We start from the raw sequence: 15,577 nt of genomic DNA on the forward strand, positions 1-15,577 counted from the left end.
AGGCGGTGAGCCGAAGACAGTATAGATAATACGGCTTGGCGAACCAACGCCGTACTATTTTAAAGTGGATTCACTATATTCATACAATCAATCCAAAATCTTCTTACCCAAAATCACAATATCCGCCAACTGCGTTTCCAAATCGCACACCTGTGGCAAGCGTCCCCATTCTTCAAAACCAAACGAACGGAACAAACGGATACTGGCGTGATTGTGGTCGAAAATCACCGCCAACACATTACGGATGCCCAACGACGGCGCACGCTCCAGCATATAGCGCAGCAACACTTTACCCACGCCGGCACCGCGCACATCCTGTCGCACATACACGCTGATTTCCGCGCTGATGTGGTAGGCTTGGCGCGGGTAATAATCGCTGAAGCTGCCCCACGCCACAATCTCGTTGCGCACATCCCGCAACACCAGCAACGGCCGCTTGCCACCATGCGCATCAAACCACGCCTGCCGCTGCGCCACCGTCACCGGCTGCAAATCCGCCGTCGCTTGGCGCGACTCAATCGTGCTGTTGTAAATGGCGACAATGGCAGGCAAATCATCCTGCACCGCTTCGGCAACCATATATTGCATTTCAGACGGCCTTTACTGAATCAGTTTCGATACGGTTTTAAACGCCGGATGCTTCGCATCGCCCAATAACTGGAACAACACGCTTTCGCTGCTGCCCACCACCGCACCGGCATCACGCATTTGCTGCAAAGCATTGTCTTTATTGGCCGGATTGCGCGAAGTGGTGCAATCAAACGGCACATACACCGCCAAACCCTTCGCACGCAAGTCCAACACCGTTTGCAGCATACACACATGCGCTTCGGCACCGAGCAAAATCACGTTTTCAACGTTCTTCTCATTCAACACGGCTTCCACTTCGGCAATCACCGCCGAAAAGCGCGTTTTCTCAAACACTGCCGCCCTATCGCCCAACAAAAGCTGCACCGCCGGCACGGTTTTACCCAAACCCTTCGGATACTGCTCCGTCGCCACCAACAGCACTTCCAAAGCCTGCAAGCCCTGAATCACCACACGGCTGCGCTCGACCATCGCATCCGCATTATGCAAGGCAGGCAGCAAACGCTCCTGAATGTCAACCACAATGCACAAAGTATTTTCCGGTTTCATGATTTTTCTCCTTTTCAGACGGCATGAATAATGTGATTTGATTGTACCGTAAACACAGGCCGTCTGAAAAATATTGCGCTTTCAGCCGGCCTTATATCACACCCCCAAATACCCTTCCCGACTGCCCAACCACCGATCCAAATGCGCCCGCACGATGTCCGGCCGTTCGGCAATCAGTTTCGGCGCGATTTCGCGGGCTTGTTCCAGCAGGTGCAAATCTTCTTCCAGATTGGCAAACCGCAACATGGGTACGCCGCTTTGGCGTGCGCCTAAAAATTCGCCGGGGCCGCGGATATTCAAGTCTTGACGGGCAATTTCGAAGCCGTCGGTGTGTTCGTAAATCACTTTCAGGCGTGCTTTGGCCAGTTCGCTCAAAGGCTCGGTAAACAGCAGCACGCAGGTGCTGGCGGCGGCACCCCGTCCGACACGGCCGCGTAATTGATGCAGTTGCGCCAAGCCCATGCGTTCGGCGTGTTCAATCACCATCAGGCTGGCATTGGGCACATCGACGCCGACTTCAATCACGGTCGTCGCCACCAACACATTCAGACGGCCTGCGATAAATCCGGCCATCACTTCGGCTTTTTCGGCGGGTTTCATGCGGCCGTGAACCAAGCCGATATTGAGTTCGGGTAAGGCCGTCTGAAGCTCGGCCAGAGTATCGACGGCGGTTTGCAGTTGCAGCGTTTCGCTCTCTTCAATCAGCGGACACACCCAATACGCCTGCTGCCCTTTTTGACAAGTACCCAACACCAGCCCTTCGACTTCGGCGCGGCGTACACTATTCACCAGCCGCGTTTTAATCGGCGTGCGGTTGGGCGGCAATTCGTCGATGACCGACACGTCCAAATCAGCGAAAAAACTCATCGCCAGCGTGCGCGGAATCGGGGTAGCCGACATCATCAGTTGATGCACGTCGTTGCCTTTGTTTTTTAAGGCCAAACGTTGCGCCACGCCGAAGCGGTGTTGTTCATCGACAATCACCAAGCCGAGATTGTGGAAAACGACATCGTCTTGAAACAGCGCATGTGTGCCGACGGCGATTTGGGCAAGGCCGTCTGAAATGGCGGTTTTGTTGCTGTCTTTTTCTTTTTTGCGCCGGCTGCCGGAAAGCCAAGCTACGGTCAAACCCAGCGGCTCAAACCATTGCTTGAACTTAATAAAGTGTTGTTCGGCCAAAATTTCGGTCGGTGCCATCACCGCTACTTGTGCGCCGGCCTCGATGGCGGTGAGTGCGGACAATGCGGCGACAATGGTTTTACCGCTGCCGACATCACCTTGCAGCAGGCGGTGCATAGGAAAGGTTTGCGTTAAATCTTGCTTGATTTCTCCCGCCACACGCTGTTGCGCCCGGGTCAGAGCAAACGGCAGCGAATCGAGCAGCTTTTGCACCAAGCTGCCGTTGCCGTTTAACGGTGCCGCCGCGCCGCTGACACGCTTTTGCCGTGCCAAACGCATGGACAATTGCTGCGCCAACAGTTCATCAAATTTCAGCCGCTGCCACGCGGGCAAGGTGCCGTCCGAAAGCCGGCGGATGGTGAAACTCGGCGGCGGCGAGTGCAGCAGGCGCAGGCTTTCGGCCAAGTTCGGCAGTTTCATACGGCCTAATAAATCATCGGGCAAGGTATCGTGCAAGGGAATGCTGTCTAAGGCCGTCTGAACGATACGGCGCAGGGTCGGCTGGTTTAAGCCGTTCACAGTCGGATAAATCGGCGTGAGGCTTTCGGCCAAACCGGTGCCGTCGGCATCGCGGATTTTCGGGTGAATCATCTCATCGCCGTAAAACCCGCGCTTGATTTCGCCCACCGCTCGAATGCGTTTACCCACCGCCATCTGCTTTTGGTGGCCGGCGTAAAAATGGATGAAGCGCAAATACAAGACACTGCCGGAACCATCGGCAATCTGCACCACCAACTGCCTACGCGGCTTGAAGGTGACTTCCTGATGCAACACTTCCCCCTCCACCTGACACGGCACGCCCGCCGCCGCATCGGCAATCGGTATGATGTGGGTTTCGTCTTCATAGCGCAAAGGCAGGTGCAGCGCCAAATCCCATGCGCTATGCAGATGAAGCTTGTCGAGCTTTTTGGCGGTAGTATCGTTGACTTTGAGCTGTTTTTGGGTTTCGGGTGTCATCATGGCGGCTATATTCGGAACAATCGTGTTTTACCGTATTTTAACGGAAAAAAGGCCGTCTGAAATTCAGACGGCCTTTTGATGGAACATCAAAGCAGCAAATTAAGCATTGCCTTCCTGCTGTTGTTGGTACATCGCTTCAAAGTTGATCGGTGCCAACAATACCGGTGGGAAGCCGGCACGGGTTACGGTTGAAGAAATCGCTTCGCGTGCGTATGGGAACAAGATGTTCGGACAAGCCACGCCCAACAGCAATTGGGTATCTTCTTCCGGAATGTTTTCCAAACGGAAAATACCGCTTTGGGTCACTTCGTTCAGGAACATGGTGCGCTCTTCGTTCAGTTTGGCGGTCACGGTCACGGTAACATCAACAGCGTAGATGCCCTCCTCCAGTTTTTGGCTGGCGGTTGACACGCGCATATCGACTTCAGGGTCGCCTTGCTCCAAGAAGATTTGTGGTGCGTTAGGCACTTCCAAAGACAAATCTTTTACATACAAACGCTCAATGCTGAATACAGGTTGCAATTCTTCTGCCATTTTATTTTCCTATCTGTTTAGGGTTATGGATTGAGTAATCCAATTAATTCGCCTTGCTGTTGCAAACGATATAAATCGGTAAAACCGCCGACATGGGTATCGCCGATAAAAATTTGCGGAATACTGCGCTGACCGCTCAATTGTTGCATTTCATCAAAATCAGCCGGATTTTTATCCACGCGGATTTCTTTGATTTCAGTCACACCCACGGCGGCTAAAAGCTTTTTTGCCATGGTGCAATACGGGCAAAACGCGCCGGTGTACATGGTTACGGGTTGCATAATGCGCTTTCTTGAGTGCTTTTAAACACTATATGGGCATAAGGCGCATTTTACAAGCGGGCGTGTGAACGGATTGTGAATTCAGATAAATGGTCGTACCGAAAGTTGGCGTGATGCCTGTCACCTCTGTTTCAAACGGCCTGCCGAGCACTTTAAATAAATCCCATCACAGCCATGACAGGCAAACGGCTTTTGAAGTATCATTGCTAAGACAAGACAAAGCTACTTTTGCAATCTGTTTGCCCGCTGCGGGCAGATTGCAAAAGTATTTTTTATATTTTGGGAAATTCAACATGTTAGCAGGTATTCCGATTCCTAAGGACACCATTCGTCCGCCAGAAACCGTTTTGGTCAACATCACGCCGCAGGAAACGCGCGTGGCGGTTTTGGAAGAAAACAACATTTGCGAGCTGCATATCGAGCGTAACACCGGCCACAGCTTGGTCGGCAACATCTATTTGGGCGTAGTGCGCCGTGTCTTGCCCGGCATGCAAAGCGCGTTTATCGACATCGGCTTGGAACGCGCGGCCTTTCTGCATATCGTCGATGTGTTGGAACAGCGCCGCAATCCCGATGAAGCACAGCGCATCGAGCATATGCTGTTTGAAGGACAAACCATTTTGGTGCAGGTCATCAAAGACCCGATCAACACCAAAGGCGCGCGCCTTTCCACGCAGATTTCGCTGGCCGGCCGTTTCTTGGTGCATCTGCCGCAGGAAGAACACATCGGCATTTCGCAGCGTATTGAAGATGATGCCGATCGCACTATTCTGCGCGAGCGTCTGCTGAATTTGCTGCCCGAGAGCGCATGCCACGGCTACATTATCCGCACCAATGCGGAAAATGCCACCGACGGGCAATTGCAGGCCGACATTCATTACCTGACCAAAGTGTGGGAACATATTCAGCAACAATCGAAAACCCAGCCACCCGAAACCCTGCTTTACCAAGATTTGTCGCTCAACTTGCGCGTGTTGCGCGATATGTTCAGCTTGGACACGCAAAAAATCCTGGTCGATTCCACCGAGAATTTCCGCCGCATGAACGAGTTCGCGCAATTGTATGTGCAAGGTGCGGTGGACAAATTGGAATTGTTCAAGGGTGACCGCCCGCTGTTTGAAACCCACAACATCGAGCAGGAAATCAGCCGCTCGCTGCAACCGCGCGTGAATCTGAATTTCGGCAGCTATCTGATTATCGAATCGACCGAAGCGATGACCACCATCGACGTAAACACCGGCGGCTTTGTCGGCGCGCGCAATTTCGATGAAACCATCTTCCGCACCAACCTCGAAGCCTGCCACACCATTGCCCGCGAGCTGCGCCTGCGCAATTTGGGCGGTATCATCATCATCGACTTCATCGATATGGCTAAAGAAGAACACCGCGAAGCCGTGTTGCAGGAATTGGCCAAAGCCTTGAGTTTCGACCGCACCCGCGTCACCCTCAACGGCTTTACCAGCTTAGGCTTGGTCGAACTCACACGCAAACGCTCGCGCGAAAACTTAAATCAAATCTTGTGTGAACCCTGCCCTTCCTGCCAAGGCAGAGGCCGTCTGAAAACACCGCAAACCGTATGCTACGAAATCCAGCGTGAAATCGTACGTGAAGCGCGCCGCTTCGATGCCAAAGAATTCCGCATTCTCGCCGCGCCGAATGTGATTGATTTGTTTCTCGACGAAGAATCGCAATCGCTGGCCATGCTGATTGACTTTATCGGCAAACCGATTTCTCTGGCGGTGGAAACAGCTTATACGCAAGAGCAGTATGATATTGTTTTAATTTAAATTTTTATCATACAAAAGGCCGTCTGAACCTTAATGATTCAGACGGCCTTTTATATGACCGATTACTCTTCTTCCGGCAATCGGGTAATTTTCACACGATCGATGCGCTGGCCTTCTTTTTCAATCACTTCAAAACGCCAGCCATGGAAATCGGCAAAATCACCGACATTCGGCAGGCTTTCCAGTTCTTCCATAATCAGACCAGCGACGGTGTGATAATCCACATCTTCATCTTGCGGCGGTAAGCCCAGCTGTGGTGCCAAATCGACATATTCCAACGCACCGTCCACTGTCAGGCTTTCGTCGGCATTGGCCTGCATCATCGGCTCTTCTTCACGCTCAAATTCCTCAGGAAACTCACCGGCAATAGTTTCCAGCATGTCTTTCATCGTCACCATGCCCAATACCGCACCGAATTCATCAACCACCAAAGCGTAATCGGCACTACTTTGGCGGAATAATTCAATTGCATCCAATGCGGTCGTGGTTTCCGGCAAAATCAAGGGCTGGCGTAAGGCCGTCTGAATATTCAGTTCGCCGCCTTGCAATAATTGTGCCAGCAAATCTTTTTTATTGATGTAACCCAAAGGCTCATCTACACCGGCTTTACCCACCACCAGCAAACGGCTGTATGGGGTGTTTTGCAGTTGCTCGCGCTGTTCTTCTTTGCTTTGCGAAATATCCAAGCGCTCGATTTCGCGGCGCGGAATCATCACGCCTTGAATCGGACGTTCGGCCAGCGTCAACACGCTGCGAATCATGGATTTTTCGTTTTCTTCAAAGTGGCCGTTATCCTCTGCTTCATCGCCATTTTTCGCCAAAATGGTTTCGCGGATACCCATCATGCCCAACACATTTTCCGCCGTGCGTTTGCGCCATGAACTGCTGATGTAGTCGTTTTTACGGCTGTTTTTCTGCGAAACTTGGTTGAACACTTCAATCAGAATCGAGAAGCCGATGGCGGCATACAGATAGCCTTTAGGAATATGGAAATGAAATGCTTCGGCAATCAGGCTAAAACCAATCATCAACAGAAAGCCCAAGCAGAGCATGACCACGGTCGGGTGTCTATCAACAAATTCTGTCAGCGGTTTGCTGGCGATAATCATCACGGTCATGGCCACGACTACAGCCGCCATTGCCACCACAATGTGATCCACCATGGCTACGGCGGTAATCACCGAGTCAATGGAAAACACCGCATCCAGCACCAAAATTTGTACTACTACCGCACCAAAAGCGGCGTGTTTCTTTTGTGTTTCGGCAATGGCAAAATGGTTGTGGCCTTCCAAACGCTCGTGCAATTCGGTGGTCGCCTTATAAAGCAAAAACAGGCCGCCGGCGAGCATAATCATGTCCTTACCCGACACCGGCCAGCCGGCAACGTGAAACATCGGCTCGGTCAGGGTAATGATATGCGCCATAAAAGCCAGCATAATAACGCGTATCACCACAGCCAAACCTAAGCCGGTAATCCGTGCCTTATCGCGCAGCACCGGTTTGACCTTATTGGCCAAAATCGCTACGAACACAAGGTTATCAATGCCCAAAACTACTTCGAGCACCAAAAGCGTTGCAAAGCCTATCCAAGTATGCGGATCGGCTAACCAACTGAGATCCATGATTTTTCTATTCCTTTAAATGTGAAAAAGCAGCCCGATGAACATGATTCATCGGCTGCTTCAAATACGGCATATACACGAAGGACGTAAGTAATATCGAACTATCCTGCTCCGCGTCTTTCATGGAATATGTATGCCTCTATCAAGATAATGATTCGGATAGTTTATCAGTTTGAAACCATCGTGGCAAAGTTTTACTTAAAATATTTTTAGGCCGTCTGAATCGTAAGTATTTTTCAGACGGCCTTTGGATATCGGTTTAAATACAAGTCTGAGACCTTTGAAAAGCCCCCGGATTTGAGTACAGTTCAAAGTTAGGCGGCACAGAAAGGCAAACATATTACAAAGACAGGCACGCTTTTGAGCAGCGCATAACGAAGAAATGTGCCAAAGATGGGGAGTTTGCAAAGGTCTCGGCCTATGCTTTCGTATCCGCCGGCACAACTACCATGCGCGACAAGCCTTGCGCAAAACCTTTGCTGTATCGGCGCGGCACATAGCCGCTGATTTTACCGTTTTGTACGGTGGTTTCATAGGCGCAAACCAAACGTTCTTGCGGCAGGGTTTGTATGCTGCCATCGGCTTGCAGCTTGGGCGATACTTTGCTGTACAGTTTCCAAATTACGGCGCTGTCGTCAGGCAAAGGATACGGGGCTTCAAAATGCGAGCTGCCTTCGTCGCAGCCGATGTGGTTGTTTTTAAAATCCTGCATTTGCGTATCGCTGAATTTTTGTGCGCCGTAAAAACCGAAAATGCGGTCATGTCCATGCACACTTTGGCGCACATATGCCCAGATATGGTCACGCAGGAAGAATTGATCGGCAAAATGACGCGACTCCAACGGCTGCCGCAAATAGTTTTGGATTTTACCGTCCATATCGGGCACGGCCTGACCTACTGCGCCCCACAATCCGGCTAAAATCAATTCAGTGTGCGTACCCGCATCGCGAATGGTGTGGAACAGTTTGCCGCTTTCCATCCATTCTGTAACGGCCTGCGCTTCGCGCTGAGAAATCACCGAATCGGCATCACGGAAAATCACGTAAGACACTTCCGGATCATCAATCGCAAGAAAGCGCCATAAAGTTCCCGGCCATTGCGTTTTCTCCCCGCTGACTTCAATAATCTCGGCACCATTTTGCGCCATGCGTTGGCATGCGGCTTCAGGTACACTGTGATCAACATAAAAGCGACACACCCAACCCGGATAGATTTCGGCAGCCAATTCGGTATTCAAAATCGCCGGTTCAATATAAGCCGAACTGTTACCGAATAATGAAAACGAAATGATTTTTTTACCCTTTGCCTTCGGCGTTACCGAAGGCAGCTCAGGTACCGTTTGCACGGCAATTTTTTGATCGCGCAATTGCAATGCTTTTAAGCCATAAATAGCAGCATTATCCCAGTCTTCCAAACCACCGTAAGCATGAGACAAGGCATCGTAGGAATTGATGTGTTCGGCATTACGCTGAATGGCTTTTTTCGCATACGCAATCGCATCTTGAAACAAGCCTCCTTTAACGGCGGCTGTGGCAGCATCGCTTAAGGGAGTAACGGAAGCAGGAATCAGCTTATGTGCGCGCATGGCCTCCGCTGCTGCTTGGGCATAATTTCCGGCAGCCATGTTTTTCTTAAATGCGGTAGAAATGATGTCGAGCTGCTTTTGGACTTTTTGTAATTGGGGCGTAAGTTTCTTTTTCATAATGTGCAAATATTTCAGACGGCCTTTGCGTGTTGCAAGGCCGTCTGAAATATTCCGTATGGGTTCAGATAATGAATTATACCCGAGAGCGCTTGGCTTCTGCCAATAATGCCAATAATTCTTCGGTGCTGTCCCAACCGATGCAGGCATCAGTGATGCTTTGGCCGTAGTTTTCCGGCTTATCCTGGCGGCCTTCCACCAAATGGCTCTCTACCATCACGCCCATGATGTTGTTTTCACCATCACGCAATTGCCGGGCAACATCTTGCGCCACTTCCATTTGACGTTTATAGTCTTTGCGGCTATTGGCATGACTGAAATCAATCATCATTTTCGGCGTTTGACCTGCTTGGGTTAACTGCTCAGCCGCCGCTTTGACGTGTTCGTTGCTGTAATTCGGTTCTTTACCGCCACGCAAAATCACATGGCAATCCGGATTGCCGGCAGTATGCACAATCGCAGAATGGCCGGTTTTGGTTACAGATAAGAAGTGGTGCGGATGACTCGCTGCGCCAATGGCGTCAATAGCGATTTTCAAGTTGCCATCCGTACCGTTTTTAAAACCAACCGGACAAGACAAGCCGCTAGACAATTCGCGGTGAACCTGACTTTCGGTAGTGCGCGCACCAATTGCGCCCCATGAAATCAAATCAGCGTAGTATTGCGGCGTAATCATGTCGAGAAATTCAGTCGACGCTGGCATGCCCATATTATTCAAGGTCAACAATAAGCTGCGCGCCTGACGCAAGCCATAGTTAATATCAAAAGTGCCATCCAAATAAGGGTCGTTAATCAAGCCTTTCCAGCCGACTGTCGTACGTGGTTTTTCAAAATATACGCGCATCACAATTAATAATTCTTTCTCATATTTTTTGCGTAATGGCAATAAACGCTCGGCGTATTCCAAAGCTGCTTTAGTATCATGAATCGAACAAGGGCCGATAATGACCAATAAACGGTTGTCTTTACCATGTACTAAATCAGCAATTTCTTGACGGGTTTGATGAACCAATTCAGCAGCTTGCTCACTGATCGGCAATTCATATAGATGGGCAATCGGTGGTAATAATTCGGCTACGGCTTTAATTCTGACATCATCTGTTTGGCGTGGTTGATTCATTGGATTAAACTTTCTGTTCTATTATTCATTAAGTGTGTATAGATTACCTCCTTTACATGAATTAAACAAGCATTAAAATTAATATATTGCAATTTTATATCAAAATTCTAGTTTTAAAACCTATTTAGTTATATAATTTTCCAAATTTTATTATTATTTAGAATTTTATTCTAAATAATTTCTTTAAATCTCTGTACCTACTTAGTCTATGTGTAGTTTTAAAAAGGGAAGTCAATGGACATTTAGGTTGGTAAAAACTACTGAAAGCCTTACCATACCGGACATTTTAGTAGTTTTTTACCAATGTTCGTAAAAAATGCCCGTTTTACAATCAAAAGACTTTCATCAAATATGGTCGCAGAAGCGGCAGACAGAGATACAGATGTTCTGTCTGCAACAAATTTTTACCTGTCCCAAAAAACCTGACAGCCACCGGCTCCTATACAAATCCATACATCTCAAACAAGCACCTATACGCAATTTGCCCATCATCATCAATGCAGCATCAAAACCATACAACGCCGTCTGAAACAAAGTATGCCGCCACCTCACCTGATATCGAGCTGCACATCCTGTTGCCAACATCATCATGGATACCATCTATTTCGACAGAGATTTCGGCATTATGGTATTGATTGACAGCCTCAATAATCAAATCATTCATAAAGCAATACGTCAGCCGGGAAAATACAGCACTTTATGAGTCGGGGTTAAAAGCCGTGATGAACAAAGGCATACATATTCAAAACATTACCGCCGATGGTTTTAAAGGATTGGCAAAACGCTTTTCCTAAATTCTTTTTCACCTATGCCGATTCCATCAACAGCAAACTATCCTCCGTTACCTGCCCCTCCTCCCCAAATCTGCTGCGGCGAAAAAATTAAAAGCATTGGCAGAGGGTTTGTTTACAGCCTCCCGTACCGACTTTAAATAGGAACTGAAGCTGTGGCATATACGGCATAAAAGTTACTTGGACGAAGTCAGTTACAGTTCAGACGGACGGCAGAAATAGTATCCCCATAAGAGGTTGAGAAGTGCATACAACAGCCTGAAACACGATCCGGGCTACTATTCACATACAGCCAGAACCGAGAGTTGATGATACCGAACACTACAAATCGGCTTGAAGGAAAGTTTGGTGAGTTAAAAACCGAAAAACGCTGTCATGCCGATATGAGTATGGAAACTAAGAAACTGTTTGTTTATAGATAATTTTTTGGTATCTGAATCTGGAAAAATGGCTGGGAAACCAACCATTTTGTCCATTAGGCGCTAAGTTCTCTAAAAATCAACCTAAACAGTCCATTAAGCCAAAAAAGATCATTAAGATAATTCATTGTGCACGACTTATCTTATTCTTTAACTAAAAATTAACTTGCCGAACCCCCAAACAGAAGGCCGCCCGAATCCCTAACAATCAGACGGCCTACCTCTTACATGCTATGTTACCTGCTGCACTGCCCCTACTACTTTTTAACCACAGGCTGGGCAGCCTTCTTGGCAGGGGCGGCAACCGACGCTTCATTCTTCAATTTCGCAAAAATCCCTTCCCCAATGCCTTTGACGTTTTTCAGTTCGTCCAAAGTCTTAAAGCTGCCATGCTGTTTGCGGTATTCCACAATGGCTTTGGCTTTGGCCGGGCCTACACCCGGCAGTGCCGTCAGTTCGCTTTCGGAAGCGGTGTTGATGTTGACTGCTGCTGCAGAGACGGAAGCGACCAAAGTGGTCAGTGCGCAGAAGATGATTTTTTTCATCGGATTCATACGTTTTCTCCTGAACGTGTTGATAATACCGTAGATTATATTTACCCAATATTAATAATGCAAATTTTCTCTGCCGATTATTTCATGACTGTTTCATCATGACCACGCTTTTATTCAATTACCGCTGCTTTTAACGTATGACGTAAAGAAGCCTCCGACAGGAGTCGGAGGCTTCGGAATGGGTGTTTGGCAGTGACCTACTTTCACATGGAAGAACCACACTATCATCGGCGCTGAGTCGTTTCACGGTCCTGTTCGGGATGGGAAGGCGTGGGACCAACTCGCTATGGCCGCCAAACTTAAACTGTACAAATTGTTAAGCCGTTATGCAGTTTCCTGCAGTTATTTATTGTTTAACCAACTTTTGGTGATGACTGAATCATCAGTAAGCTTTTATCTTTGAAGTCCTTCAAATGATAGAGTCAAGCCTCACGAGCAATTAGTATGGGTTAGCTTCATGCGTTACCGCACTTCCACACCCCACCTATCAACGTCCTGGTCTCGAACGACTCTTTAGGAGGATTAAATCCTCAGGGAAGTCTCATCTTCAGGCGAGTTTCGCGCTTAGATGCTTTCAGCGCTTATCTCTTCCGAACTTAGCTACCCGGCGATGCGACTGGCGTCACAACCGGTACACCAGAGGTTCGTCCACTCCGGTCCTCTCGTACTAGGAGCAGCCCCCGTCAAACTTCCAACGCCCACTGCAGATAGGGACCAAACTGTCTCACGACGTTTTAAACCCAGCTCACGTACCACTTTAAATGGCGAACAGCCATACCCTTGGGACCGACTACAGCCCCAGGATGTGATGAGCCGACATCGAGGTGCCAAACTCCGCCGTCGATATGAACTCTTGGGCGGAATCAGCCTGTTATCCCCGGAGTACCTTTTATCCGTTGAGCGATGGCCCTTCCATACAGAACCACCGGATCACTATGTCCTGCTTTCGCACCTGCTCGACTTGTCGGTCTCGCAGTTAAGCTACCTTTTGCCATTGCACTATCAGTCCGATTTCCGACCGGACCTAGGTAACCTTCGAACTCCTCCGTTACTCTTTGGGAGGAGACCGCCCCAGTCAAACTGCCTACCATGCACGGTCCCCGATCCGGATGACGGACCTGGGTTAGAACCTCAAAGACACCAGGGTGGTATTTCAAGGACGGCTCCACAGAGACTGGCGTCTCTGCTTCTAAGCCTCCCACCTATCCTACACAAGTGACTTCAAAGTCCAATGCAAAGCTACAGTAAAGGTTCACGGGGTCTTTCCGTCTAGCAGCGGGTAGATTGCATCTTCACAACCACTTCAACTTCGCTGAGTCTCGGGAGGAGACAGTGTGGCCATCGTTACGCCATTCGTGCGGGTCGGAACTTACCCGACAAGGAATTTCGCTACCTTAGGACCGTTATAGTTACGGCCGCCGTTTACTGGGGCTTCGATCCGATGCTCTCACATCTTCAATTAACCTTCCAGCACCGGGCAGGCGTCACACCCTATACGTCCACTTTCGTGTTAGCAGAGTGCTGTGTTTTTAATAAACAGTCGCAGCCACCTATTCTCTGCGACCCTCCAATGCTTACAGAGCAAGTCTTTCACATCGAAGGGCATACCTTCTCCCGAAGTTACGGTATCAATTTGCCGAGTTCCTTCTCCCGAGTTCTCTCAAGCGCCTTAGAATTCTCATCCTGCCCACCTGTGTCGGTTTGCGGTACGGTTCCGATTCAACTGAAGCTTAGTGGCTTTTCCTGGAAGCGTGGTATCGGTTACTTCGTGTCCGTAGACACTCGTCATCACTTCTCGGTGTTATGAAGACCCGGATTTGCCTAAGTCTTCCACCTACCGGCTTAAACAAACTATTCCAACAGTTTGCTAACCTAACCTTCTCCGTCCCCACATCGCATTGAATCAAAGTACAGGAATATTAACCTGTTTCCCATCGACTACGCATTTCTGCCTCGCCTTAGGGGCCGACTCACCCTACGCCGATGAACGTTGCGTAGGAAACCTTGGGCTTTCGGCGAGCGGGCTTTTCACCCGCTTTATCGCTACTCATGTCAACATTCGCACTTCTGATACCTCCAGCACACTTTACAATGCACCTTCTTCGGCCTACAGAACGCTCCCCTACCATACCTTACGGTATCCGCAGCTTCGGTTATAGATTTGAGCCCCGTTACATCTTCCGCGCAGGACGACTCGACCAGTGAGCTATTACGCTTTCTTTAAATGATGGCTGCTTCTAAGCCAACATCCTGGCTGTCTGGGCCTTCCCACTTCGTTTACCACTTAATCTATCATTTGGGACCTTAGCTGGCGGTCTGGGTTGTTTCCCTCTTGACAACGGACGTTAGCACCCGCTGTCTGTCTCCCGAGGAGCAACTTGATGGTATTCTTAGTTTGCCATGGGTTGGTAAGTTGCAATAACCCCCTAGCCATAACAGTGCTTTACCCCCATCAGTCTCATACTCGAGGCACTACCTAAATAGTTTTCGGGGAGAACCAGCTATCTCCGAGTTTGTTTAGCCTTTCACCCCTATCCACAGCTCATCCCCGCATTTTGCAACATGCGTGGGTTCGGACCTCCAGTGCGTGTTACCGCACCTTCATCCTGGCCATGGATAGATCACTCGGTTTCGGGTCTACACCCAGCAACTAGTCGCCCTATTAAGACTCGGTTTCCCTACGCCTCCCCTATCCGGTTAAGCTCGCTACTGAATGTAAGTCGTTGACCCATTATACAAAAGGTACGCAGTCACGGAACAAGTCCGCTCCCACTGTTTGTATGCATCAGGTTTCAGGTTCTGTTTCACTCCCCTCCCGGGGTTCTTTTCGCCTTTCCCTCACGGTACTGGTTCACTATCGGTCGATGATGAGTATTTAGCCTTGGAGGATGGTCCCCCCATATTCAGACAGGATTTCTCGTGTCCCGCCCTACTTGTCGTACGCTTAGTACCATTGATGAAATTTCGAATACGGGACTATCACCCACTATGGTCAAGCTTCCCAGCTTGTTCTTCTATCTCAACAATTATTACGTACAGGCTCCTCCGCGTTCGCTCGCCACTACTTGCGGAATCTCGGTTGATTTCTTTTCCTCCGGGTACTTAGATGGTTCAGTTCTCCGGGTTCGCTTCTCTAAGTCTATGTATTCAACTTAGGATACTGCACTGAATGCAGTGGGTTTCCCCATTCGGATATCGCGGGATCAAAGCTTTATTGCCAGCTCCCCCACGCTTTTCGCAGGCTTACACGTCCTTCGTCGCCTATCATCGCCAAGGCATCCACCTGATGCACTTATTCACTTGACTCTATCATTTCAAGAACCTCTTTGACTTCGCTTTGTTCCCGTTGACTAGGTAACTTGGCTTAAGGTGTTTACTTTGATAAAGCTTACTGCTTTGTTGTGTGTCGCTCCTGCCTTTTGTGTTTCAGGAGCAACTCGATACAATCATCACCCAAATACTGCGGTTTACTTCTTGGTAACGATTAGCCG

The 15,577-nt window shown here is 49.2% G+C and carries 10 protein-coding genes and 2 rRNA genes; 1 reads left to right on the plus strand and 11 read right to left on the minus strand.

The features are described from left to right. Nucleotides 1–87: 87 nt before the first annotated feature. The 5 genes from H4O27_RS10725 to grxC all read right to left on the minus strand — a co-directional run bounded on the left by H4O27_RS10725 (nucleotide 88) and on the right by grxC (nucleotide 4,091). A complete protein-coding gene (locus tag H4O27_RS10725) occupies nucleotides 88–588 on the minus strand; it encodes a GNAT family N-acetyltransferase (protein WP_165008715.1) in 501 nt (166 codons plus the stop codon). A gap of 12 nt (nucleotides 589–600) precedes the next feature. Further along, nucleotides 601–1,137, minus strand: coding sequence for an isochorismatase family protein (locus H4O27_RS10730; RefSeq protein WP_165008713.1), 537 nt, complete (start codon nucleotides 1,135–1,137; stop codon nucleotides 601–603). Between the two features lie 96 nt (nucleotides 1,138–1,233). Next, entirely contained in the window at nucleotides 1,234–3,276 is a 2,043-nt protein-coding gene (gene recG / locus H4O27_RS10735) for an ATP-dependent DNA helicase RecG (RefSeq protein ID WP_193004263.1), read from the minus strand. 99 nt (nucleotides 3,277–3,375) lie between these two features. Then, entirely contained in the window at nucleotides 3,376–3,810 is a 435-nt protein-coding gene (secB, locus tag H4O27_RS10740) for a protein-export chaperone SecB (RefSeq protein WP_165008711.1), read from the minus strand. A gap of 23 nt (nucleotides 3,811–3,833) precedes the next feature. Beyond that, the gene (gene grxC / locus H4O27_RS10745) at nucleotides 3,834–4,091 is read right to left on the minus strand and encodes a glutaredoxin 3 (RefSeq protein WP_165008709.1); all 258 of its coding nucleotides are present in this window, start codon (nucleotides 4,089–4,091) and stop codon (nucleotides 3,834–3,836) included. Between the two features lie 293 nt (nucleotides 4,092–4,384). Between grxC and rng the strand changes: the two genes are divergently transcribed. Further along, entirely contained in the window at nucleotides 4,385–5,878 is a 1,494-nt protein-coding gene (gene rng, locus H4O27_RS10750; RefSeq protein ID WP_165008707.1) for a ribonuclease G, read from the plus strand. A gap of 62 nt (nucleotides 5,879–5,940) precedes the next feature. Here the strand turns inward: rng and H4O27_RS10755 are convergent, their stop codons facing one another. The 6 genes from H4O27_RS10755 to H4O27_RS10780 all read right to left on the minus strand — a co-directional run bounded on the left by H4O27_RS10755 (nucleotide 5,941) and on the right by H4O27_RS10780 (nucleotide 15,392). Continuing rightward, a complete protein-coding gene (locus H4O27_RS10755; RefSeq protein WP_165008705.1) occupies nucleotides 5,941–7,500 on the minus strand; it encodes a TerC family protein in 1,560 nt (519 codons plus the stop codon). Nucleotides 7,501–7,918: 418 nt separating this feature from the next. After that, the gene (locus tag H4O27_RS10760; RefSeq protein ID WP_165008703.1) at nucleotides 7,919–9,202 is read right to left on the minus strand and encodes a tetratricopeptide repeat protein; all 1,284 of its coding nucleotides are present in this window, start codon (nucleotides 9,200–9,202) and stop codon (nucleotides 7,919–7,921) included. 76 nt (nucleotides 9,203–9,278) lie between these two features. Then, nucleotides 9,279–10,322 (minus strand): 3-deoxy-7-phosphoheptulonate synthase AroG, encoded by a 1,044-nt coding sequence (aroG, locus tag H4O27_RS10765; RefSeq protein WP_165008701.1) that lies wholly within the window; start codon nucleotides 10,320–10,322, stop codon nucleotides 9,279–9,281. 1,467 nt (nucleotides 10,323–11,789) lie between these two features. After that, a complete protein-coding gene (locus H4O27_RS10770; protein WP_165008812.1) occupies nucleotides 11,790–12,077 on the minus strand; it encodes a ComEA family DNA-binding protein in 288 nt (95 codons plus the stop codon). A 193-nt stretch (nucleotides 12,078–12,270) separates the two neighbouring features. After that, nucleotides 12,271–12,384, minus strand: a 5S ribosomal RNA gene (gene rrf / locus H4O27_RS10775). Nucleotides 12,385–12,504: 120 nt separating this feature from the next. Then, nucleotides 12,505–15,392 (minus strand): 23S ribosomal RNA (locus H4O27_RS10780). Nucleotides 15,393–15,577 lie beyond the last annotated feature (185 nt).

Source organism: Neisseria yangbaofengii, assembly GCF_014898075.1.
In the GTDB taxonomy this organism is placed as follows: domain Bacteria; phylum Pseudomonadota; class Gammaproteobacteria; order Burkholderiales; family Neisseriaceae; genus Neisseria; species Neisseria yangbaofengii.

Coding starts and splice junctions, on each gene's coding strand:
- H4O27_RS10725 (WP_165008715.1), bottom strand. CDS start 588: ATGCAATATATGGTTGCCGAAGCGGTGCAGGATGATTTGCCTGCCATT.
- H4O27_RS10730 (WP_165008713.1), bottom strand. CDS start 1,137: ATGAAACCGGAAAATACTTTGTGCATTGTGGTTGACATTCAGGAGCGT.
- recG (WP_193004263.1), bottom strand. CDS start 3,276: ATGATGACACCCGAAACCCAAAAACAGCTCAAAGTCAACGATACTACC.
- secB (WP_165008711.1), bottom strand. CDS start 3,810: ATGGCAGAAGAATTGCAACCTGTATTCAGCATTGAGCGTTTGTATGTA.
- grxC (WP_165008709.1), bottom strand. CDS start 4,091: ATGCAACCCGTAACCATGTACACCGGCGCGTTTTGCCCGTATTGCACC.
- rng (WP_165008707.1), top strand. CDS start 4,385: ATGTTAGCAGGTATTCCGATTCCTAAGGACACCATTCGTCCGCCAGAA.
- H4O27_RS10755 (WP_165008705.1), bottom strand. CDS start 7,500: ATGGATCTCAGTTGGTTAGCCGATCCGCATACTTGGATAGGCTTTGCA.
- H4O27_RS10760 (WP_165008703.1), bottom strand. CDS start 9,202: ATGAAAAAGAAACTTACGCCCCAATTACAAAAAGTCCAAAAGCAGCTC.
- aroG (WP_165008701.1), bottom strand. CDS start 10,322: ATGAATCAACCACGCCAAACAGATGATGTCAGAATTAAAGCCGTAGCC.
- H4O27_RS10770 (WP_165008812.1), bottom strand. CDS start 12,077: ATGAAAAAAATCATCTTCTGCGCACTGACCACTTTGGTCGCTTCCGTC.